The sequence below is a fragment of the Cognataquiflexum nitidum genome, from assembly GCF_022538055.1.
In the GTDB taxonomy this organism is placed as follows: domain Bacteria; phylum Bacteroidota; class Bacteroidia; order Cytophagales; family Cyclobacteriaceae; genus Cognataquiflexum; species Cognataquiflexum nitidum.
The window spans coordinates 1-20,436 of the sequence record NZ_JAKZAM010000023.1; the positions used below are offsets into that span (position 1 = coordinate 1).

Consider the following 20,436-nt stretch of genomic DNA (forward strand, 5'->3'; position numbering starts at 1 on the left):
CGCCTACCTAAATACAACACCAAATCATTGACACTAATTGTCAAATTTTGTTACGTGCACTTATACGGATACACATATAAAAAAATGAAGAGATTAGAAATAATTTGGCCCATTTTTATTTTGCTTGGTTTTTTTGGAATAATTATATTTTTTGTTCCGAATCTCCCTAATCGGGTTGCTTGCCAAACTGAAAAAAGTGCAATGGGCTTAGAAATACGAAATGGAATCATAACTGATAAATATCTTGACTCACTATACAGAGATTATGAAACTATAAAATATAAAATTGGCGAAAAGGAAAGGGAGACTTATTTGTTTAGAAAGGATTTAAGCAGAGTTTATGATTTTTTTGAGATTGGCGACACGGTTTATAAGGAAAAAAAGGATTTAAAAATCAGAATTTTTAGGTCAGGAATGGATACTACGTTTGTGTTAGATTTTGATTGCACAAGATAATTCTACTATTGCTTTTTAATTAGATCGTTAGATATAATTAAAAAGCAGGGGGATTTTATGGGGTATCCCTAAATGGCATTATAATGGAAGACAATCCAAGGCTATTAGATCTAATAAAATCAAAAATCTATTAGGTTGGTAAACCCAAAAATTGCCAAATAACCATATTTACCCTCATTTCATTATATTAGCCTAAAATCTTCTATTTGTGAATAAAACTCTTTTGGAGTTTTCCGTTATACCTGACAGCACCAATAAGGCCGATTACATGAAAAGAACCTTTTTCAAATCCAAAGTATCCCTCATTGCCCTGATACTCTTGTTTTCATTGGCCCATCATTCCTATTCTCAAAAATTCCTCCTTCTTCAAAAGGGTTCCAATACCAAAACCGCCCTCCGGTTTCAGATCGGTGAAGAAATAACGTACAAGTCCACCAAGTTTGATTATTTTGTCACAGATGTGATCGTCGATATCAAAACAGACATTATTGTCCTTTCTGAAAACATCCTCCAACCCAAGGATATCACCGTGGTTGACATCCGCAACAAAGACCAAAGAAACCAAACAATCAAAAACCTGTCTTTCCTAAGTATGGGAGCAGGCGTCATTTTTCTTCTTGTAAATACTGTCAATAGCCTCTACCAACAAGGAGACCTTTCTCGGTTGGAGGAATCTTGGGCCTTATCAGCAGGTCTTATTGCCGGTGGATTTGTGATATCAAAACTCCGCTACAAAGAATTCAAACACAAAGGAGACAACAAAATCCAGATTGTAATTCTGTATGGAGATTGAAAATTAATAGGTAAATCGGGGATTTTTTTCGACTTTTGCACTTCAAAAACTAAATAAATTATGACATCAGACCAGTTGAAAGACTTGAGAGCCCGCGTTTCGGCTTTGAGGAGGTATCTTTGACTACGATAAGAAGAAAGCAGAAATAGAAGATTTGGAGGCTGTTTCATCACAGCCCGGTTTCTGGAATGATTCTGATGAAGCGGAGAAGACTATGAAGCAAATCCAATCCAAAAAAGGATGGACTGCTCCATACGAAAAAGTAGAAACCAGCCTTCAGGATCTGGAAGTTCTCTTTGATTTTTATTCCATGGACGAAGTTTCTGAAGAAGAAATGAAGTCAGAGTACAAAAAAGTATTGGGTGAGGTGGAAGACCTTGAACTCAAAAAAATGCTCAGCAGCGAGGAAGATCAACTCAATGCCGTGCTTGAAATCAACCCCGGTGCAGGAGGTACAGAAAGTAACGATTGGGCTTCTATCTTGATGAGAATGTACATCATGTGGGGCGAAAAAAACGGTTACAAAGTTCGTGAGGTGGATTTGCAGGAAGGTGAAGTCGCCGGAATCAAATCCTGCACCTTGGAGTTTGAAGGGCCATTGGCTTACGGTTTCCTCAAATCCGAGATTGGTGTCCACCGCTTGGTTAGGATTTCACCTTTTGACAGTAATGGAAGGAGACATACTTCGTTTGCCTCGGTATATGCCTATCCTGAAGTAGATGATACCATCGAGATTGATATCAATCCGGCAGACGTGGAACTTCATACATCACGCTCTGGTGGTGCCGGTGGGCAAAATGTAAACAAGGTCGAAACCAAAGTGCAGCTTACCCACAAACCGACAGGAATCGTGGTAGTCTGCCAGATTGAGCGTTCTCAGCTTGCCAACAGGGAAAAAGCCATGCAAATGTTGAAGTCTAGACTTTATCAGTTGGAAATGGAAAAAAGGAATGCCGAGCGGGCAAAAGTAGAATCCGGAAAATTGAGGATTGACTTTGGTTCTCAGATCAGAAACTACGTCCTGCATCCTTATAAACTGGTAAAAGATGCCAGAACAGGCTACGAAACTTCCGACACCCAAAGTGTACTTGACGGGAATATCAATGAGTTTATAAAGGCATTTTTGCTTGCGCAAAGCGAGGAAGAAGCTAACCAAGATTGATCTTTTTGACTTTATAATCCTGGTTCAGACCTGTTCTGGATCAGGATTGTTTTATTTCTAACCGAACTCCTTCATGAGATTTTTACCTCCATTCTTTACCTTGGATTATTTTCTCCTCTGCATGAGTTCGTTTTTGTTTTTTTCAAGTTTCAACATGATCATCCCTGAACTCCCCTCCTACCTGAGTTCTTTGGGCGGTGAGGATTACAAAGGATTGATCATTGCTTTATTCACACTTTCAGCCGGACTTTCACGTCCATTTAGCGGTAAGTTGGCAGACAAAATAGGCCGAATTCCTGTAATGGTTTTTGGAGCTGTGGTCTGCATCATCGCAAGCCTGGCTTATCCCATCGTCACCTCGGTGGCAGGTTTTCTTTTCTTACGGTTTATGCATGGATTCTCTACAGGATTCACCCCTACAGGAACCTCCGCATACGTAGCAGACATTGTCCCATTCAATAGGCGTGGGGAAGCCATGGGTATCCAATCGTTGTTTGGGTCGTTGGGAATGGCTGCCGGACCAGCGACAGGAGGTTATATCGGGTCTATTTGGGGAATTCAGCCCTTATTTTACACTTCTGCATTTACGGCTATTCTTTCCATTTTGATCTTGATCAGGCTAAAAGAAACTGTTGCCAAACCGGAAAAATTCCATCCAAAGTTATTGAAATTGAAGGGGGACGAGGTGATTGAAAAAAGGGTATTGGCCCCTTCTCTAGTATTATTTTTGACTGTATTTTCCTTTGGGGCAGTTCTGACTATTATTCCCGACTTTTCTGAGCATTTGGGAATCCTCAACAAAGGATTGTTTTTCGCGGTTTTCACGCTTTCTTCTTTGGGAATCAGAATCATTGCAGGCAGGGCTTCCGACAAATATGGAAGAATTCCTGTAATGCTTGTGGCCTGCCTTTCTATGGGAATAGCGATGTTTCTGATCGGGTTTGCTGAATCAAAAGCCATGTTCCTTTTTGGAGGAGTAATTTTCGGTTGCTCTGTTGGCATGAATTCCCCCACTATTTCAGCATGGACGATTGATCTTTCTTTAGATAAGTTTAGGGGAAGGGCATTGGCTACCATGTACATTGCCATGGAATCCGGAATCGGTGTGGGTGCTTTGGTTTCAGGCTATGTTTATGCCAACAAATCGGCTAATTTTCCCTTGGTTTTTTCGATAGCAGGAATATTTTCATTGGCAGCATTCGGCATTCTGCTTTTTTTGAGAAACAACCAAAAAGACAGGCTTAATGCAAAAGATCATGAATAATTTATGGATATAAGCTCCTTTGCCAATAGCTTTTTTATCTATTTGCCGGTAGATTTGTTGATATTTTTGGATATTGAGGATAGTATGTCCAAAACTTTTGACATCTATTCATTTATTGTAGCTCAAACCTTCTAGGGTTTATTGTATTATTTTTTGACCCAATTCACAGAACAAAAACGTAAAGCCATCCCTTATGAAGAGATGGCCTTAGTCAATGGCGTTGATTGTTTTGGTTATTTATGTCTGCGTTATTTTTGAATATGACAATGAATAATTACTCCCAGGGTTACTCTATTCATCCTTTGGTATTTTCACCATTACATTGGATTTGAACAGGATGTTAATTATCAACCAACACAGCTTCAACTCTGTATTTATGGCGCATTATTATTTATTCTGAGTGCCTTGCTTACATGATTGGAAACAACCAATAAAATCATTTACGGGGTCGAGATACTCCTACATGTAGGGATAACTTATTTCTGCAGGTTTGGTATTATCACCCAAATCGAAGAAATAATCCACAAAGAGGTCATGGATAAATCATTTTTTGAATGACCTTAGGGATTGTGCAAGAATCCGTTTTTCCTTGGAACAGGCATTATTTCAACCTGCCTTCCATTTAAGTAAGTGACTTTTTCTCCATCAAAAAAAGCTCCTTCTTCTAGCTGAACCCTTAACTCCTTGTTCCACTCTTTTAGAAAAACAACAGCATTAAGTTCAATAGCGTAAACGGTATTTGGATATAATGGATAATCCCCTGCACCTGGAGTATCTCCCTGATTGTCCCACATACCGATGGTCGGCCCGGAGGCATGGCCGTGCATGCCGAGAGGATGAGAATAAATACTGCCTTTTATGCCTTCAGCATCCATGATTTTTCTGGTTTCCCGCAGGATTTGGTTGCCTGAACGACCTGTCACAAATTGAGAAGTGAGAATATCCTGTAGCCTATTGCCGACTTTCATGGCATCTTTAAGGTATTGAGGAACCTCATTTTCGCCAAGTTTGAGGACATAAGCTAGCTGTTGGGTATCCGTATTTAACCTCAAGTAAGAAATACCAAAATCTATATGAAGCATATCTCCAGGCATGATGACCTCGGAATCTGCTTTCACAGCAAATGACCTCAATTGACCCTGTGAAGCAGGATCAGCCCTTTGGATATCCACCGAAGGATGAAACCAGGTATCCAACTTCAGTTCCTTGATTCTTTCTCTATACCACCATACCACATCGTCAGTCGTGGTAACTCCGGGTGTAATCACTTTTTCAGAAAGTCCATCGGCGATAATGCTATTGGCAATGGTCTGAAGGTGGCGATAAGTGGCCATTTCTGAAGGAGTACGGGTTTCTAACCATCCTACAGCAAGATTTTGCGCCGAAGTAATTTTATTTTGGAAATTGTCAGGTAAATAAGATTTTAAGGTATTGTATTCGGTTACGTTGAGTCCATCTGCATGACCAAAATCCTTTGCAATGTTCAATCCGATTTTCTTAGGATTTTTCTCCACTATCAGTTCTGAAAGTCGCTTCCATTGATCCGGTTGGGTATCTGGATCCCAAGCCTTTTTGAATGATTTTCCGACATCATACCTCGCTACAGCGTATGTCTCGACAGTGGCCGATCCGGGGGCTTTGTACAGGACCAACATGGTTCTTCTTCTTGCGGCATGCCAAGTGGCAGGCAAAAAGGTTTTGATTACAGGGTCTTCATTGTACTCTCTTGAGATGATTACCCACATATCTATCTCTGTCCTGTCCATCAGCGAAGGCAAGAGGGTTTGGATTCTTTCTTCCAACCATTGATCGATGATGTCGGCCTGATCTCTTTGACTCAAAATATGGGGGGATTGGGCTGATAGGATTCCACCAAATCCAAGAAACAATGCAAGGGCAATTAAGAATTTTTTCATGTCGTTTTCCAAATTTAATTTCGGAAAATAGGAAGAATTATCAAGATTAAAAAGACAAACTATCCGGCTGAAAGATTGGTTTTTTGGCTGAGAAGAAGTCTTTGGCTGAGTTTGTGAAATCGGTATAAAAGCATGATTCCTGTCACTGTCAATCCAATCAAAAGGCCAACCCATATCCCTACTTCTTCCATTCCAAAAGAAAAAGCAAGAATATATCCCAATGGCAATCCAATTACCCAATAGGCTACCAAAGTCACGATGGTGGGAACCCTTACATCGCTCATGCCTCTTAGCGCCCCAAGTCCGACTACTTGGATTCCATCAGATAATTGGAAAAATCCCGCAATGACCAACAAGGTGGCACTCATTTGAATCACCGACACATCATCAATGTAGAGTGATGGCAAAAATTCCCGAAATACTATAAAAAGAATTGCGGAAACACTCATGAAAATAGCCACCATCACAAATACAGTAAAACCTGCCTCTCTGAGGGTTTTGATGTCGTTTCTGCCCAACTGATTCCCAACCCTAACCATCGCGGCTGTAGAAAGCCCTGAGGCCATCATATAACTGATTGAAGCAAGGTTAATGGCTATCTGATGCGCAGCAAGAGCCGTAACTCCAATCCATCCCATCATAATAGCCGCCGCACTGAATGCCCCAACTTCAAAAATAAATTGAAATCCAGTCGGAACACCGATTTTGATCAGCTTTGAAAACATTGGGAAGCTAAGTTTTTTAAATCCCAAACTTAGGTTGTACGTGCTGTATCTCTTCGAATTCCACACATAATAGGCCATCATCAACCCCATCATTATTCTGGATATCAATGTAGCCCATCCTGCACCATTCAATCCAAGGGCAGGAAACCCCAGATTTCCATAGATCATCACCCAATTCAGAAAAACATTGATAACATTACAGAAAATTGTAATGTACATGGCTTGCTTGGTTTGGGATAAGCCTTCGGCAAATTGCTTGAAGGTCTGGAAAAGCATAAATGGAAGTAAAGAAAACGTGATGATGGCCAAATATGGAACGGCCATTACGACTACTTCTTCCGGTTGGTTTAAGTGCTTGAGAAATGGAGACACCAACAAAATCAAAAAAAACAGTATAACTCCTCCGACCATATTGATTGTAAATCCATGGTTAAACAATCGGGCAATCCGTTTGCCTTTGTTTTTTCCATCCGCCATAGCTACTAATGGAGTCATCGCCATAGATATTCCTATTCCAAACATCAAGACAACAAAGAAAATACTGTTTGCCAAGGAAGCAGCAGCCAAAGGAACTGCACCAAGACGGCCAACCATCATGCTGTCAGCAACCCCTACCAATACTTGTCCTAACTGACTCAACATAACTGGATAAGCTAAGTAAAAAGTCTTTGAAAAATTTTCCTTGAAATTTGGAATGAGCATCTTGAATATACCGCTTATCAGAGATTAAGAATTCTTGCAACTTTCAATAGACCTGCAATAGAGATGGCATCAGTTATTTCCCCATTCATTACTTTTTGAATAGCCTCCTTTAAGGGTAATTTAATGATTTGGAGCTGTTCGGTTTCTTCAAATTCAGTTTCACCCTCGGTAAGTTCCTCTGCAAGGAATAAAAAACCTTCCTCATCCGTCACAGAATTGGAAGTATGAATTCTCATTATCTGTGTCCATTTTTTGGCTGAGAGCCCGGTTTCTTCCCTTAATTCCCTTTTAGCAGAATCCAGAATATCCATCTCCAAAGGTCCACCGCCCATTGGGATTTCCCAAGAATATTCGTTTAAAGTATATCGAAACTGCCCAACAAGCCATGTATTTAAATCTTCATCCACAGGAATGATTGCCAAGGCCTTATTTTTAAAAATGACTTTCCCATATATCCCATCTTTTCCTGATGGAATCACTACTTGGTGCTCTTCCAGTTTGATCCAGGGATTTTGGTAAATCACCGCTTTGGACTTTGTTTTCCACGGATTTTCCATGTATGTTTCAAATAAAAAAAGGGTGACTTTTGGCCACCCTTGTGATTTATGGTTTATAAATATCAAGCAGGGATCGGCAATACTTTACTGTCCTTAAAAGTAGAAAGAATCACCATGGATTGCATCGAATCCACTTCTTTAATTTCACTTACTTTTTCGAGCATCAATTTTTGGTAGGCTGTGATGTCTTTGGCAATAATCTTCAGAATAAAATCACCGGTACCCGTAATGTGGTGACATTCGATGACCTCTTGGATTTCATTAATTTCCTTCATGAAAGCATCAATATTCCCTTTGTTGTGACCAATAAGGCTTACCAAGACAAATGTACTTACTCCAAGTCCGATTTTTTCAGGATCCAATTTTGCATGATAGCTTTTGATGATTCCCGATTGTTCCAATTTCTTTACTCTTTCCAATGTGGGAGCCGGCGAAAGCCCTATATCTTTTGAAAGTTGGGCATTGGTTATTTTGGCGTTCGCTTGAAGTATCTCCAGTATCTTGCGGTCTATTTTGTCGAATTTCACTTTTATGCTATTATCCATGATTCTTGAATTTTCAAAATTTTATGTTGTGCAAAGTTAATATAATTTGATATTGTTTTAAAACAATTAATTACAAATTAAAACCCTGTTTGCAAAATATTGTTTAACAAATAGCAACTTTTCAGAATATTTGCATTGAATTGTTTTCAACTTAAGGAACTTATTCAAATTATCTCCTGAATTTGGTATAACTCTTACGGGAAAATATTATTAAAGTTTATTCTTTTTGATATAATCTCTTGCTTCCTTATGGGCGGGGTGTTTTCGTTTGGCATATTTCTTTACCTGATTGAAATAACTCTTGGCCAAGGGCTTATTTTTTTCCTGATTTGCCATCTTTCCAAGAGCAATCAAGGAATATAAATAGTACCCGCTTTCCTGACTTTCTGATTCTTCACCATAGGAAAGCGTTTTTAAATAATACTTCTTTGCCTCTTTTTGATCTCCGATCCTGTCATAATATTGGGCTATATAAAATGCAGCATACCTACCGCTGTTGGATTCATAGCCGGTCCATTTGTCATCGATTCTCTGAAGTATCTGCTCTGAAAGTTCTTTTGCCTCTGTGATTCTTCCTACAGTATATAAATGCCTTGCATATGACCGATGGAAATAGGGATTATTTGGGAATTTACCATGTAAATAATCCGTAATTGCCAATGCTTTATAGGGTTGTTTTTCTTCTGATGCATAAAGTCTGAAAAGAAAATATTGGGCTTCGATTCTTGCATAAAATGAATTTTGAGCCACATCTTCCAATTGTTTTAAACCAAGGGCTTTGTTTCCTTTTGGAAACATGGCGACCACAGGTTTTAACAAAGGATAATTTTCCGGAATCCATACCGAAAAATAATTGAACAAGGCATCTCCTAAAAGCAGTTCCGGACCCAACTCCTCCTCTCCCCTACTCAGATTCAAATATTTGAGGGCATTTTTCCCTGCAAAAGTTGCTCTTGTCCAGCTTTTTCTCTCGCTATATAATCTTCCCTGAAAACCATATGCCCCTGCCAAGAAAAAAGCCGCCTCTTTGTTATTAGGATCATTATCGAAAATTTCCTCTGCTTTGTCAATGACCACGTCCATCTGCTTGATAAACAGATCATCATACTTATCATTTTCTACATCAGGGGCTATTTTCCACCAGGTACTCAAGCCCAACAAAAAATACGGAAGTGGATGTTCAGGATATTGGTATTGCATGACTCTAAAACCACGCTCTGCCGTCTCAAAATCAAAATTATACAGGGCATTAACATTCTCTGTGATTCTAAACTGCAGGCCCTTGTCCAATAACAAATAAGGGGATTGACTCTTACCAACCTGATCTAATGGCTTATTCTGCGCAATAGAAAGGCTCGTAATCAAGATCAAAATCAATATGGCTGAAAATCCTCTTTTTCGCATTCTTATTCTAAATTTTCCTCAAAATTATATGCAATTCCAAACAATCATTTAGATTTGGCTATAATTATTTCAAATTATGTCTCAGACTTCCAGTCCTATCTCACAACGTATCGAAGCCAATTTAGATTTCGATAAAAGGCTGTTTTTTTTGATTTTAGTCATTTTATACCTATTGGTAAGGTATGTCACTAACGACCTGATTCTTCAGTCCATTCCAGGTTATGAAAAATTGGAGTCAGAAGGCTCATTTATGATATTCCATATCTTCAATGCACTGAATTACCTATGGACTCCTTTTGCTTTACTATGGAAATTTACTGCGACTGCTTTTGTAATTTGGTTGGGCGCATTTGCATTTGGCTATAAGGCGCCATTTGTTCGTCTGTGGCAATTTGTATTAGTCGCTGAATTTATATTTATTTTCCCTGAGTTGATCAAAATGTTGGTCTACATCAAACCTTCAGATTCTGTCACCTATGAGGAAATCAAGTGGTATTACCCACTTTCCCTGTTTGCGTTGGTTGATCCCGAAAATATCGCCCCCAAATATCATTATCCATTAAGGGCAATCAACCTATTTGAGGTGGTCTATATTGTCTTTTTGGTATTAGGATTTCACACAGTCAGCAGAAGGACAATTTCAGAATCAACCTTCGTGATTCTGTTTAGTTATGTTTTGATGTTTTTACTATGGCTTCTGTTTTACATTCTTGTGTACAAATAAAGAAACCATAAAGATGATTAAAAACTGAATTTTGACACTTTTAAAACCATATTTCTCCGCTCTTGGTTTCAAACTTGATTACCTTTACAAGCATTTAATTTCGTGTTTTTAAAACTAAAAAAATTATGAATCCATTATTGGACAACTTCTTTGCGCCATTTGAAACTGCCCCATTTGACTTAATCAAGCCTGAACATTATTTACCTGCCATTCAGGAAGCTATAAAAATAGCAAAAGAGGAAATTCAGGAAATAAAGAATACCCCGATTCCGACTTTTGAGAATACAATAGTTGCATTGGACCAATCCGGAGAAAAACTGAATGTCATATCCTCCATTTTTTTCAATCTCAACAGTGCCGAGACCAATGATCAGATCCAGGCTTTGGCCAGAGAAATCTCCCCTCTTCTGACTGCACACAGCAATGATATATTATTGGATGAAGCGCTATTTGCCAATATCCAATTTGTCTATGAACAAAAAGAGAAACTTAACCTGACGGAAGAACAAAAAACCCTTCTGGAAAAGACCTTCAAAAGTTTTGTTCGAAATGGCGCCAAACTTGACGAGAACCAAAAACATAGACTGAGAGAGATTGATAGGGAGCTTTCCCAATTAGGGTTGAAGTTTGGTGAAAATGTATTGGCCGAAACAAACAAATATGAATTGGTCATCAGTGAAGAATCAGACCTAGCAGGGCTGCCGGAGGCAGTCAAAGAAGCTGCCCTGCAAACAGGCGAAGAAAAAGGAAAACAGGGTAAATGGGTCTTTACACTTGCCTACCCCAGCTATATCCCATTTATGATGTATTCCGAAAAAAGGGAGTTGAGAAGGGAATTGTTCATTGCCTCTAGCACAAAATCCTGTAAAGGTGACGAGTTTGACAACCAGCAGCATATCAAAGATATGTTGAGACTCAAAAATGAAAGGGCCAATCTCCTTGGTTATCCAAGTTACTCGGACTTTGTACTTGAAGAAAGAATGGCTAAAAGTGCCCCAAAAGTGATGGATTTTCTGCATAACTTATTGGAAATGGCCAAACCCAAAGCAAAGGAAGAAGTCAAAGAGCTTGAATATTTTGCAAAGGAAATCGATGGCTTAGAGGAAATAGAAAAATGGGATTTTGCATTCTATTCCGAAAAACTCAAGAACCAAAAATACGAGGTCAGCGATGAGTTGCTTCGCCCTTACTTCAAACTTGAAAATGTAATTGAAGGGGTATTTCTTACTGCCGAAAAATTATTTGGTATCCATTTCATAGAAAACCAAAACATTCCAAAATACCATCCTGAGGTGACGACGTACGAAGTCATTGACACTGAAGGTAATCATGTGGCAGTCTTCTACGCTGATTTTTTTCCAAGGGCAGGAAAAAGAAACGGTGCCTGGATGACTAGTTTCAGGGGACAAAAAACCACGAAGGGAAAAGAATTCAGACCACATGTTTCGATAGTCTGCAATTTTACCAAGCCTACCAAAACCAAGCCTTCTCTTTTAACATTTAATGAAGTGACCACCCTTTTCCATGAATTTGGACATGCCTTACACGGCATGCTGGCAAAGGGCAATTATGAATCGCTGACTGGCACGAGTGTTTATTGGGACTTTGTAGAACTTCCCTCCCAGATTTTTGAAAATTGGAGTTATGAGAAAGAATGTTTGGATCTTTTTGCAAAGCATTATGAAACAGAGGAAATTATCCCCTCTGAGTTGATTCAAAAAATTAAAAACGCTGCCAATTTCCAACAAGGTTATCAGACTGTGAGGCAAATCAGTTTTGGCCTCCTTGACATGGCTTACCATGGAACTGACCCTGCTTCGATTACTGATATATTTGCTTTTGAAAGGGAAATCCTAAAACCTACTTCTCTACTTCCCGATGTGGAAGGCACCTTGATGAGTACTTCCTTTTCCCATATTTTCCAAGGTGGCTATGCGGCAGGATATTACAGTTATAAGTGGGCAGAGGTTTTAGATGCTGATGCCTTTGAAATGTTTCTCGAAAAGGGGATTTTCGATCCAGAAACTGCCAACTCATTTAAGGAGAATATCTTGTCAGCAGGTGGAAAGGAACATCCTACCATTCTTTACAAAAGGTTTAGAGGAAGAGATCCAAAACCTGATGCTTTGCTTAAAAGGGCGGGTTTGGTTTAAAAATAAAACCGGCCTTCAAAATGGATTGAAGGCCGGTTTTAATTTTTTATGTAACCCTTCAGGTTATTCAGTTCTAAAAAATCTTTCTTTCAAATAACCTAAGGATTTTCAAATTTACTTGGTAACATTAAAATCAAGAGGTACCACTTTATCGCCAACTAGCGCTTCGTATTTCACCCCTCCTAATCTTTCGTCAAACTCCTTCTTTGCTTCTTGGATGATCAGCGGATTAAGGATCAAGTCCTTTCCTGTCAAAGCCATGGTTTTTGCTGCAAGCATCATTCCCTTAAATCCGATGCTCATTCCGTCGGCAGCAACTGCCTGCCAAGTATGTGCGGCAGTTCCCGGCACCCAAGTTGCCGTTCCCAAACCCACCGTCGGCACTACATAACTTACATCACCGACATCAGTGGATGCCGGAAAGAAATTCAGGGCATAAGGCTGGATTTTTTTTGCGACATCCAAAGAAGGTACTTTGGGGGAATTAAAGGTTTTTTGGATTTCTGTGGCCCATTTGATCTCTTCCTCGTCATACTCCACTCCTCCAAGGGAGCTCAGGTTTTTATGCATTTGCTTTGCCAAAGTTTCATTTGGCAGTAAGCCATATAATCCTGAAGCCAACTCTATTTCTACCCTTGTACCTGTCCCCATGGCAGCACCTTCGGCAGCTTTTCCGATTCGGGCCCACATGTCTTTCAATTCTGTAATATCAGGATGGCGGATCATGTACCTCACTTCCGCAAAATCCGGAACTACATTTGGTGCTAATCCCCCACTAGAAATAATGTAATGGATTCTACTTTCTTGATCCACATGCTCACGCATCATGTTTACCATCATGTTCATTGCTTCTACGGCATCGAGGGCAGACCTTCCTCTTTGAGGAGAAGCAGCGGCGTGGGCTGTCTCACCATAAAACCTGAATCTGCCACCGATTACCGCATTACAGGTAGAAGCATTGGCAGCATTTCGGTCTGAGGGGTGCCAGTTGATGACTGCATCTACCCCATTGAAAATACCATCCCTAGCCATATAAACTTTCCCGCCACCGGTTTCCTCGGCCGGTGTTCCAAAAATCTTTATCGTTGCTTTAATATTGTTGGCATCAATCCATTCTTTTAAAGCTACGCCTGAAGCGACTACCGCAGTGCCAAATAGATTGTGTCCGCATCCATGTCCATTTCCGCCTTCAACGATCACCGATCTGTAAGGAACAGCGTCTTGGGATAAACCTGGTAGGGCATCATATTCCGCAAGAAAACCGATGACTGGACCTCCTTTATCGTATGTGGCCACAAAGGCTGTAGGCATACCAGCTACACCCACTTCCACATTAAATCCGGAGGCCTTCAACTCATCGATCAAAACCTTAGAGCTGACAAATTCAAGAAAACCCAATTCAGGATTCTCCCATATTTCCCGTGCAGCTTTTGAAAACCTTTCGGTATTTGCATCCAACTGCTTGACAATAAAAGCTTCATGAGAGGGCTCTTGAGCCATGGAATGCAACCAAATAAGCATTCCCAGTAAACCAAGTAATATTTTCTTCATAGTCATTATGTTTAAATAAAATTTGTTACAAGTAAGTATTTTTAAAAATAAGTGTTGGGGAATTAAAACGAAACAGAAAACTCCAAAATATGAAAAATAAAAAAAAAGGATACATTTTTATGTATCCCTTTTTAAACTCCTTAATCCATTTGAAAAGCATTCGCTGTATGAGTAGGTACAGCTTAAAACCTTAATATCTCGTCAGATTATGATTAGAACTCCAACAAGAATTAACCATACTACGGAAGTAACTGCTAACAGTACCCGAAATTGTTTGTCCTCGTTCATAGCTTTTTTTTTGTTGAATATACTAAGATAATTGTATTCTTGAAAAAAGAGATAAAATATTTTATTTTTTTTTACGTTTTAGAATATTATTGCCTGATTAACTCATGATAATGTTTTTGATTTTTGGACATATTCAGTGAAGTCCATTCGATTTTAGTGTCTTTAGGAAACTTTCTTACCTGGCAATCTTTCTGCTGACAATAATGGCAACATTTCTCCGGAATACAAGGATCCGCATGAACAAAAACCTCCATCACCCCGGGCCATCCGTCTTCTAGCGCCTGTTCCAGTTCCTCTACTTCGTTATGTACTTGCTTCAGGTCAAAATAATAAGGTAAAGTCAGATGCAAATCAATATGCCTGTCTCCACCATACTGCTGCACCCTCATATTGTGAATATCTATCCAGCTAGATTTACGTTTTTGGTTGATCGTTTTTACGGTTGAATCAATCGCTGTGGGATCTAACTCATCCATAAGTCCAGCTACGGATTTTCTCACCAATCCATATCCTGAATAAAGGATATAAAGGGAAAAAACCACCGCAATGATAGAATCGAGAAATTGGTATCCGGTAACTAAAATAATTAACACGCCCAATATCAATAGAAAACTGGTCAAAGTATCGGTCATTAGATGTCTGCCGCTTGCTTCTAAGGTAATACTGTTAAGGCTTTTTCCTCTTTTTTGAAGAATCAGTCCCAGAATTCCATTTATCGTGCCCGAAATCGTAATCAGCAAAATCCCTTCAAACAAATTATCTAAAACAGATGGAAAGAAAAAGCTATAAATCGACTGGTAAATAATAAAAAAACCCGCTAGTATAATTAAAGTACCTTCAACACCTGCACTGAAAAATTCAATCTTTCCATGTCCATAAGGATGATTTTCATCTCTTGGTTTTGAACTCAGGTAGATACTGTAAGTCGCAAAGCCTGCTGCCACGACATTAACAATGCTTTCCAAGGCATCTGTGAGGATCGCGGTAGAATTGGTAATGTAAAATGAATAGAATTTTATTATTAACAGGACAAAACTGACAATAAATGAAACCCTGATCCAAATGGTCTTTTCTCTTTCCACTTCAATTTTTTTGAACTGATAAAAATAGAATTAAATTTAATGAGTTTTCAAATTCATTCATCAATAGATTTCTTACAACAATCAGAATCTCTTGAAAAGGACATTTCTATTCTGTTTAAACTTCTTTTCTACTTAAATATGAACCAAGGCAACTTCAATTTACCTCCCTATCTCAAAGCACTTGCTGTACTTTTATTGATTATTGTAATCGTTTTTATCCTGATCATAGGAAGAAGTCTATTGGTTCCCTTATTTTTGGCAGGATTGGTCTCAATCCTTCTAACCCCAATGTCCGATTATATTGAGTCCAAAAAAATTTCCAGAGTTTGGAGTACCGTGATTTCTTTGGTTTCAGGCCTGGTTTTTATATTTGGACTGATGTCCTTTATTGTTTTTCAAATTGCTTCATTCGGAAGAGACCTTGGGAATGTAAAAGAAAAGCTCAATGTGTATCTGGTTCAGATTGATGGCTTTATTTCGGATAAGTTCCAGATAGAAACCGGTATAGGAAATGGCATTGACAAGCATTTTTTACTTGATTGGGTCCAAACTCACAGTTCAAGTCTAGCTGAATTTGTTTTTGGTACGATAGGTTCACTTTCCATGGTCTTATTGCTTCCTGTGTTTATATTCTTTTTCCTACTTTACCGAGACCATCTCACTTTATTCTTGGCGGGTCTGTTTCCCCGACACGACAAAGAAAAAGTAAAAATGGAAATTTTGGTTTTAAGAAAAGTAGTTCAAAGTTATATTGTGGGTGTTCTTAAAGTAATGGTCATATTGGCAATTTTAAATACCGCTGTGTTGTTTGGATTAGGAATCAAACATGCTATATTTTTTGGTGTATTTGCTGCCGTCTTAAATATTGTACCTTATTTAGGCCCTTTAGTCGCCTTGGTGCTACCGGTGGTTTTTGCTTTTCTCACCAAAGACGGTCTCTTTTACCCTATTGGAATTATAGTTTCTTTCCAATTGATCCAAATGATCGAAGCTAATTTTTTGACTCCCAAAATCGTGGGAAGCAATGTTAATTTAAATGCTTTTGCAACATTTCTAGGATTATTGGTAGGTGCATCCATTTGGGGAGTAGTCGGGATGATACTTATAATTCCAGCTTTGGCTGTTTTAAGAAAAATATTTGAACTTACTGATGCAACAAAACCTTATGCTTTATTATTAGGAGAAGAAAAAAATGACATTGATTACTTTAAAGAATAACATCAAAATTTCAACAATACTCCTTTTGGGGGTAATTCTGTTTTTTTCATGTGACAATACAGAAACCAAGAAAGGACGTTTTTTATTGAAAGGAAATGAAAAACTAAAAGAAAACGACCCTCAGTCTGCCATTGACTTCTACACAGAGGCACTATTGGTTGATCCAGATTACAAAGACGCTCTATATAACAGAGGTTTGGTTTTCCAACAACTCAACAGACTTGATGAGGCAATCTCTGATTATTCAAGTATTCTTGAAAAAAACCCGTCTGACTCATTGGCACTTTTCCAGCGTGGTGTAAGTCTGATGGACAATGGTGAATATTATAAAGCTTTAGAAGACAGCAAAAATTTACTCTCCTTGCTTCCCCAAAGTTGGAAGGGACATTTTTTGACAGGGTTGATTCTTGAAAAAATGAAAAATTATAGAGAGGCATTATCGGAGTTTGATCGTTCCTTGGCACTTCAACCTGACAATCCTGAAGTCTTAATCAATAAAGCGACACTGCATTATTATTTAAAGGAATTTGATACTTCAAAAAGTGTTTTGGACCTTGCTCAAAAACTAAATCCTGAAGAACCAAACATATACAACCTCAGATCTATGCTCTCTTTTGAATCTAAAGATTATTCTCAAGCACTGGAATGGATCGAAAAATCCATAGCATTAAACTCAAAAGAGGCTTTTTTCTATAATAACCGTGGCCTTTATCTTATTTATTTGGGTGAATATGAAAAAGGACTTGGAGACATCAACTTCAGTTTGAAGCAAAATCCAAAAAATCTTTATGCAATCAGAAACAAAGGGATTTATTATTTTTACCAAGACCAAAAAGATTTGGCATTGACTTACTTTGAAGAGGTTTTTAAAAAAGATCCTGAAATGGACTTAGTCAAAGAATATATTGGTAAATGTAATTAGGATTGATTTAAGACCTCTTTGATTTTCTTTAATAATTCTGATGCATCAATTGGTTTTGATACGTATCCTGTAAACCCGCTCTGGTCAATTTTTTCTATCAAATCCTGTTTGGCAGCTGCTGACAATGCAAGTACAGGTACATTTGAAATGGATTTGATGATTTTGGTTGCTTCAAATCCATCCATGACCGGCATTTGAATATCCATCAAGACACAATCATACTTTTCATTTTTGATGGCATCGACGGCCTCCTGACCATTATTGACCCTATCATAATCAATCCCCCATTTTTTAATGATCTTTCCAAGGACAAGGGCGTTTACATCATTGTCTTCGGCCATCAATAATTTTATTTTGCTCAAAGGCAACATTGAACCGTTTTCCTTAGGCGTTACCGGTACAATCTGCTTTTTAGTTTTATCAAAAACAATTTCAAAAAAGAAAATTGATCCCAAACCTAATTCAGATTCGAGGCCAATTTGGCTTCCCATCTGCTCAAGCAATCTTTTTGTGATAGAAAGACCCAAACCAGTACCTCCGTATTTTTTACTAAACGAATGTTGGATTTGGTCAAACTGATTAAAAATCCTTGATTGATGTTCTTTTGCTATTCCTATTCCGGTATCTTTTACTGAAAAATATACCTTGATTCTTTCTTCTGAATTTTCACTGAGCTTCACATTTATCTCCACCTCGCCATTATTTGTAAATTTCAAGGCATTGGTAACAAGGTTGTTTAACACTTGTGCTAGCCGCACTTTATCACCTTTTACCTCTTGATTCAATTCTTCCTGAATATTAAGGATCAATTTATTCCTACTGTCTTTGGCGTGAAATTCTAAGCCTTTGACTACCTGATTTACTACTTCTTTCAGGTTCATCGGATTATTTTCCAAAGTAAGCTTTCCGGCTTCGATTTTCTGATAATCCAACAAATCATTGATCATGATAATCAGATTGTCTACAGCAAAATTGATGGTATTCAGGGCTGAGGCCTGATGAGAAGTATGGTCATCCTGAAGTAAGGTATAAACTGAACCGGAGATTGCATTGAGTGGAGTCCTAAGTTCATGGCTGATCATCGATAAAAATTCCGATTTGATCTGGCTTGCTCTTTCAGCTTGTTCACGGGCATTTTTGAGATTTTCCTCAAATTTTTTCTGATCGGTAATGTCGGTAAGATATCCGTACCAGACCACATCTCCATTTTCCAATTGCTCAGGTTTTGCTGCTCCATATACCCACTTAAACTGCCCATCTAACGACTCTTTTACCCTAAATTGACAATTCCAGGGCCTTAATGTCCTCGCTGAGGTTACAGTTGACGTAAGGACCAATGCAATATCTTCGGGATGGACTTTATTGATAGCAAGACCTATGTCGCTAAAATCCTTAAGGTCTCCTTCTTTGATGCCCAGCAATTCTTTGATCCCAGGACTCAGGTAAGAGAACTTCATCTGCCCTTCTTTATCAAGAACAAATTGATAAAGGGCTCCCGGAACCTGTTCTGTAAGGTGAAGTAGGAATTCGGAGGATTCCTGAAGTGTCTGCTCCAGCCCCACCCTTTCTGTAATATCCCTAGCAAAAGAAAGGACATATTTTATTTTATTAATTTCCACCAAACGGCAGTTCACCTCCATGTGGAAAGTGGACTTATCCTGCCTGGAATATTGGGTTTTATAAATAAGGTTATTCTCATTGGTCAATTGGTAAATATGCTTTTCCCACTCAACTTCTTCAGTAAACCTTGTTTCAAAATCGCCAATCTTATATGACTTATCCTGCTTGGAAACTGTTCCCAGCTTTTGGTTTGCTTCTTGGTTTGTAAATATGATATTTCCTGAAATGTCTGATATCAAAATGGATTCCGGAGAATGCTCAAACATCTCTTTATATAAACCCAGCTCAACCATCAAGTCATTTTCATCGGAAATATCCCTGATTGTCCCAAAAACCTTGGAAATCGTGTTTTCTTTGAATTGTCCTTTCCCAATTATTCTGACCCATTTCTCTTTTGATTTTTTGGTAATTATTTTGAGTTTAAGATCAAAATCTCTTCCAATTGCCATCAATTCGGTAAGGGCCTTTTGAAAAACAGGACGGGAATCAGGCTGAAAATAAGTGTTGATTTCTTCTATACTGATACTATTTACTCTTTCAGATTCAAAAATCGCACAAAGTCCTTCATTCAAAATAACTTTATTTTCTGGAAGACTGACTTCCCAAACACCGGACTTGGAGACTATTTCACCCAGGTTGGTAAGTTCATTTTTCCATTTCACCTCCTCTTTGAGGAGTTTTTCTTGGGTAACATCCCTCCCAACAGCATAAAACACCCCTTCCAAGAAATTTACATTCCATTCAACCCATTTGTAGTCCCCCGCCATTGAAAGCATCCTAGCCTCAAAATGGGTAGCGGTAGTTCCGTTTTTGACCGAAAACAAAAGCTGCTGAACCTGGGGAAGATCTTCGGGATGAAAGAATTGACACAACTCTACATTTGTCATTTCATCGGGAGAATAACCAAGAACATCTTTTACAGAATCACTTATCCAAGTGAGGAAGTTTTCTTGGCCAATACCGATTAGGTCTTGGACATTTTTAAAAAAAATTCCTGTTTCTTTCTTATTGGGCATCCCTTGGGTTCTCATTTCTTTTCCTTTGTAAAAAAGGAAATAGTTTGACCCATTGTCTTGTGGCAATTCAATGTTGAAAGCAAATTCATGATCATGGAAGCTTATGATCATTTCTTCACTGAAAATGTAGGAATTGATGTCCAACCCCAATCCTACCAGGGTTTTATCGACTAATTTGTCCCCAATTGTTTTGTCAAATGCCTCGTTTGTGTAAAAAATGTTATAAGGATAGGTATCATCAGCCAAGAAAACCATCTCTGATGATTCATATATAATCTTCTTGAATGTATTGTTAATACCTCTTTCCTTCATGAGAAACAATGCTCTGGAAACTAAAA

At 38.5% G+C, this 20,436-nt stretch carries 16 protein-coding genes; 8 read left to right on the forward strand and 8 right to left on the reverse strand.

The features are described from left to right. Positions 1 to 84: 84 nt before the first annotated feature. The 4 genes from MMU07_RS15085 to MMU07_RS15100 all read left to right on the forward strand — a co-directional run bounded on the left by MMU07_RS15085 (position 85) and on the right by MMU07_RS15100 (position 3,675). A complete protein-coding gene (locus MMU07_RS15085) occupies positions 85 to 456 on the forward strand; it encodes a hypothetical protein (protein ID WP_241126716.1) in 372 nt (123 codons plus the stop codon). 208 nt (positions 457 to 664) lie between these two features. After that, on the forward strand, positions 665 to 1,249 hold the full coding sequence (locus MMU07_RS15090) for a hypothetical protein (RefSeq protein ID WP_241126718.1): 585 nt from the start codon (positions 665 to 667) through the stop codon (positions 1,247 to 1,249). Positions 1,250 to 1,309: 60 nt separating this feature from the next. Further along, a protein-coding gene (prfB, locus tag MMU07_RS15095; RefSeq protein WP_241126727.1) for a peptide chain release factor 2 occupies positions 1,310 to 2,411 on the forward strand; the annotation gives its coding sequence in 2 pieces (ribosomal slippage) (positions 1,310 to 1,369 and positions 1,371 to 2,411; 1,101 coding nt in all). Between the two features lie 73 nt (positions 2,412 to 2,484). After that, positions 2,485 to 3,675, forward strand: a complete 1,191-nt coding sequence (locus tag MMU07_RS15100; RefSeq protein WP_241126729.1) for an MFS transporter — start codon at positions 2,485 to 2,487, stop codon at positions 3,673 to 3,675. A 560-nt stretch (positions 3,676 to 4,235) separates the two neighbouring features. On the opposite strand, the gene MMU07_RS15105 is transcribed toward MMU07_RS15100, so the two are convergent. The 5 genes from MMU07_RS15105 to MMU07_RS15125 form a co-directional block, all read right to left on the reverse strand. Further along, positions 4,236 to 5,591 (reverse strand): M24 family metallopeptidase, encoded by a 1,356-nt coding sequence (locus tag MMU07_RS15105; RefSeq protein WP_241126731.1) that lies wholly within the window; start codon positions 5,589 to 5,591, stop codon positions 4,236 to 4,238. 59 nt (positions 5,592 to 5,650) lie between these two features. Beyond that, positions 5,651 to 7,018, reverse strand: coding sequence for an MATE family efflux transporter (locus MMU07_RS15110; protein WP_241126732.1), 1,368 nt, complete (start codon positions 7,016 to 7,018; stop codon positions 5,651 to 5,653). Between the two features lie 17 nt (positions 7,019 to 7,035). Continuing rightward, the gene (locus MMU07_RS15115) at positions 7,036 to 7,575 is read right to left on the reverse strand and encodes an NUDIX domain-containing protein (protein ID WP_241126734.1); all 540 of its coding nucleotides are present in this window, start codon (positions 7,573 to 7,575) and stop codon (positions 7,036 to 7,038) included. Between the two features lie 62 nt (positions 7,576 to 7,637). Beyond that, positions 7,638 to 8,120 (reverse strand): Lrp/AsnC family transcriptional regulator, encoded by a 483-nt coding sequence (locus MMU07_RS15120; protein WP_113924451.1) that lies wholly within the window; start codon positions 8,118 to 8,120, stop codon positions 7,638 to 7,640. A gap of 210 nt (positions 8,121 to 8,330) precedes the next feature. Next, complete coding sequence (locus MMU07_RS15125) at positions 8,331 to 9,524, reverse strand: tetratricopeptide repeat protein (RefSeq protein WP_241126736.1); 1,194 nt, start codon at positions 9,522 to 9,524, stop codon at positions 8,331 to 8,333. A 76-nt stretch (positions 9,525 to 9,600) separates the two neighbouring features. Between MMU07_RS15125 and MMU07_RS15130 the strand changes: the two genes are divergently transcribed. Further along, positions 9,601 to 10,248: a sulfate ABC transporter permease gene (locus tag MMU07_RS15130; RefSeq protein WP_241126738.1), complete on the forward strand. Its 648-nt coding sequence runs from the start codon at positions 9,601 to 9,603 to the stop codon at positions 10,246 to 10,248. 125 nt (positions 10,249 to 10,373) lie between these two features. Continuing rightward, positions 10,374 to 12,401, forward strand: a complete 2,028-nt coding sequence (locus tag MMU07_RS15135; RefSeq protein ID WP_241126739.1) for a M3 family metallopeptidase — start codon at positions 10,374 to 10,376, stop codon at positions 12,399 to 12,401. A gap of 114 nt (positions 12,402 to 12,515) precedes the next feature. Here MMU07_RS15135 and MMU07_RS15140 read toward each other — a convergent pair whose 3' ends face one another. Next, positions 12,516 to 13,952: an amidohydrolase gene (locus MMU07_RS15140; RefSeq protein WP_241126741.1), complete on the reverse strand. Its 1,437-nt coding sequence runs from the start codon at positions 13,950 to 13,952 to the stop codon at positions 12,516 to 12,518. A 374-nt stretch (positions 13,953 to 14,326) separates the two neighbouring features. After that, on the reverse strand, positions 14,327 to 15,322 hold the full coding sequence (locus MMU07_RS15145; RefSeq protein WP_241126743.1) for a cation diffusion facilitator family transporter: 996 nt from the start codon (positions 15,320 to 15,322) through the stop codon (positions 14,327 to 14,329). 138 nt (positions 15,323 to 15,460) lie between these two features. Between MMU07_RS15145 and MMU07_RS15150 the strand changes: the two genes are divergently transcribed. Both MMU07_RS15150 and MMU07_RS15155 read left to right on the forward strand, forming a co-directional pair. Beyond that, a complete protein-coding gene (locus MMU07_RS15150) occupies positions 15,461 to 16,540 on the forward strand; it encodes an AI-2E family transporter (RefSeq protein ID WP_241126744.1) in 1,080 nt (359 codons plus the stop codon). After that, positions 16,515 to 17,462, forward strand: a complete 948-nt coding sequence (locus MMU07_RS15155; RefSeq protein WP_241126746.1) for a tetratricopeptide repeat protein — start codon at positions 16,515 to 16,517, stop codon at positions 17,460 to 17,462. Before MMU07_RS15150 ends, MMU07_RS15155 begins: the two co-directional genes overlap by 26 nt. Here the strand turns inward: MMU07_RS15155 and MMU07_RS15160 are convergent. Continuing rightward, the gene (locus MMU07_RS15160; protein ID WP_241126747.1) at positions 17,459 to 20,410 is read right to left on the reverse strand and encodes a PAS domain-containing hybrid sensor histidine kinase/response regulator; all 2,952 of its coding nucleotides are present in this window, start codon (positions 20,408 to 20,410) and stop codon (positions 17,459 to 17,461) included. The two genes, MMU07_RS15155 and MMU07_RS15160, sit on opposite strands and share 4 nt — an antisense overlap. Positions 20,411 to 20,436: the final 26 nt, after the last annotated feature.

Bases quoted from the DNA above. Each gene is read 5' to 3' on its own strand.
- MMU07_RS15125 (WP_241126736.1), bottom strand. From the start codon at position 9,524: ATGCGAAAAAGAGGATTTTCAGCCATATTGATTTTGATCTTGATTACG.
- MMU07_RS15135 (WP_241126739.1), top strand. From the start codon at position 10,374: ATGAATCCATTATTGGACAACTTCTTTGCGCCATTTGAAACTGCCCCA.
- MMU07_RS15120 (WP_113924451.1), bottom strand. From the start codon at position 8,120: ATGGATAATAGCATAAAAGTGAAATTCGACAAAATAGACCGCAAGATA.
- MMU07_RS15085 (WP_241126716.1), top strand. From the start codon at position 85: ATGAAGAGATTAGAAATAATTTGGCCCATTTTTATTTTGCTTGGTTTT.
- MMU07_RS15130 (WP_241126738.1), top strand. From the start codon at position 9,601: ATGTCTCAGACTTCCAGTCCTATCTCACAACGTATCGAAGCCAATTTA.
- MMU07_RS15115 (WP_241126734.1), bottom strand. From the start codon at position 7,575: ATGGAAAATCCGTGGAAAACAAAGTCCAAAGCGGTGATTTACCAAAAT.
- MMU07_RS15105 (WP_241126731.1), bottom strand. From the start codon at position 5,591: ATGAAAAAATTCTTAATTGCCCTTGCATTGTTTCTTGGATTTGGTGGA.
- MMU07_RS15150 (WP_241126744.1), top strand. From the start codon at position 15,461: ATGAACCAAGGCAACTTCAATTTACCTCCCTATCTCAAAGCACTTGCT.
- MMU07_RS15110 (WP_241126732.1), bottom strand. From the start codon at position 7,018: ATGCTCATTCCAAATTTCAAGGAAAATTTTTCAAAGACTTTTTACTTA.
- MMU07_RS15155 (WP_241126746.1), top strand. From the start codon at position 16,515: ATGACATTGATTACTTTAAAGAATAACATCAAAATTTCAACAATACTC.
- MMU07_RS15160 (WP_241126747.1), bottom strand. From the start codon at position 20,410: ATGAAGGAAAGAGGTATTAACAATACATTCAAGAAGATTATATATGAA.
- MMU07_RS15140 (WP_241126741.1), bottom strand. From the start codon at position 13,952: ATGAAGAAAATATTACTTGGTTTACTGGGAATGCTTATTTGGTTGCAT.
- MMU07_RS15100 (WP_241126729.1), top strand. From the start codon at position 2,485: ATGAGATTTTTACCTCCATTCTTTACCTTGGATTATTTTCTCCTCTGC.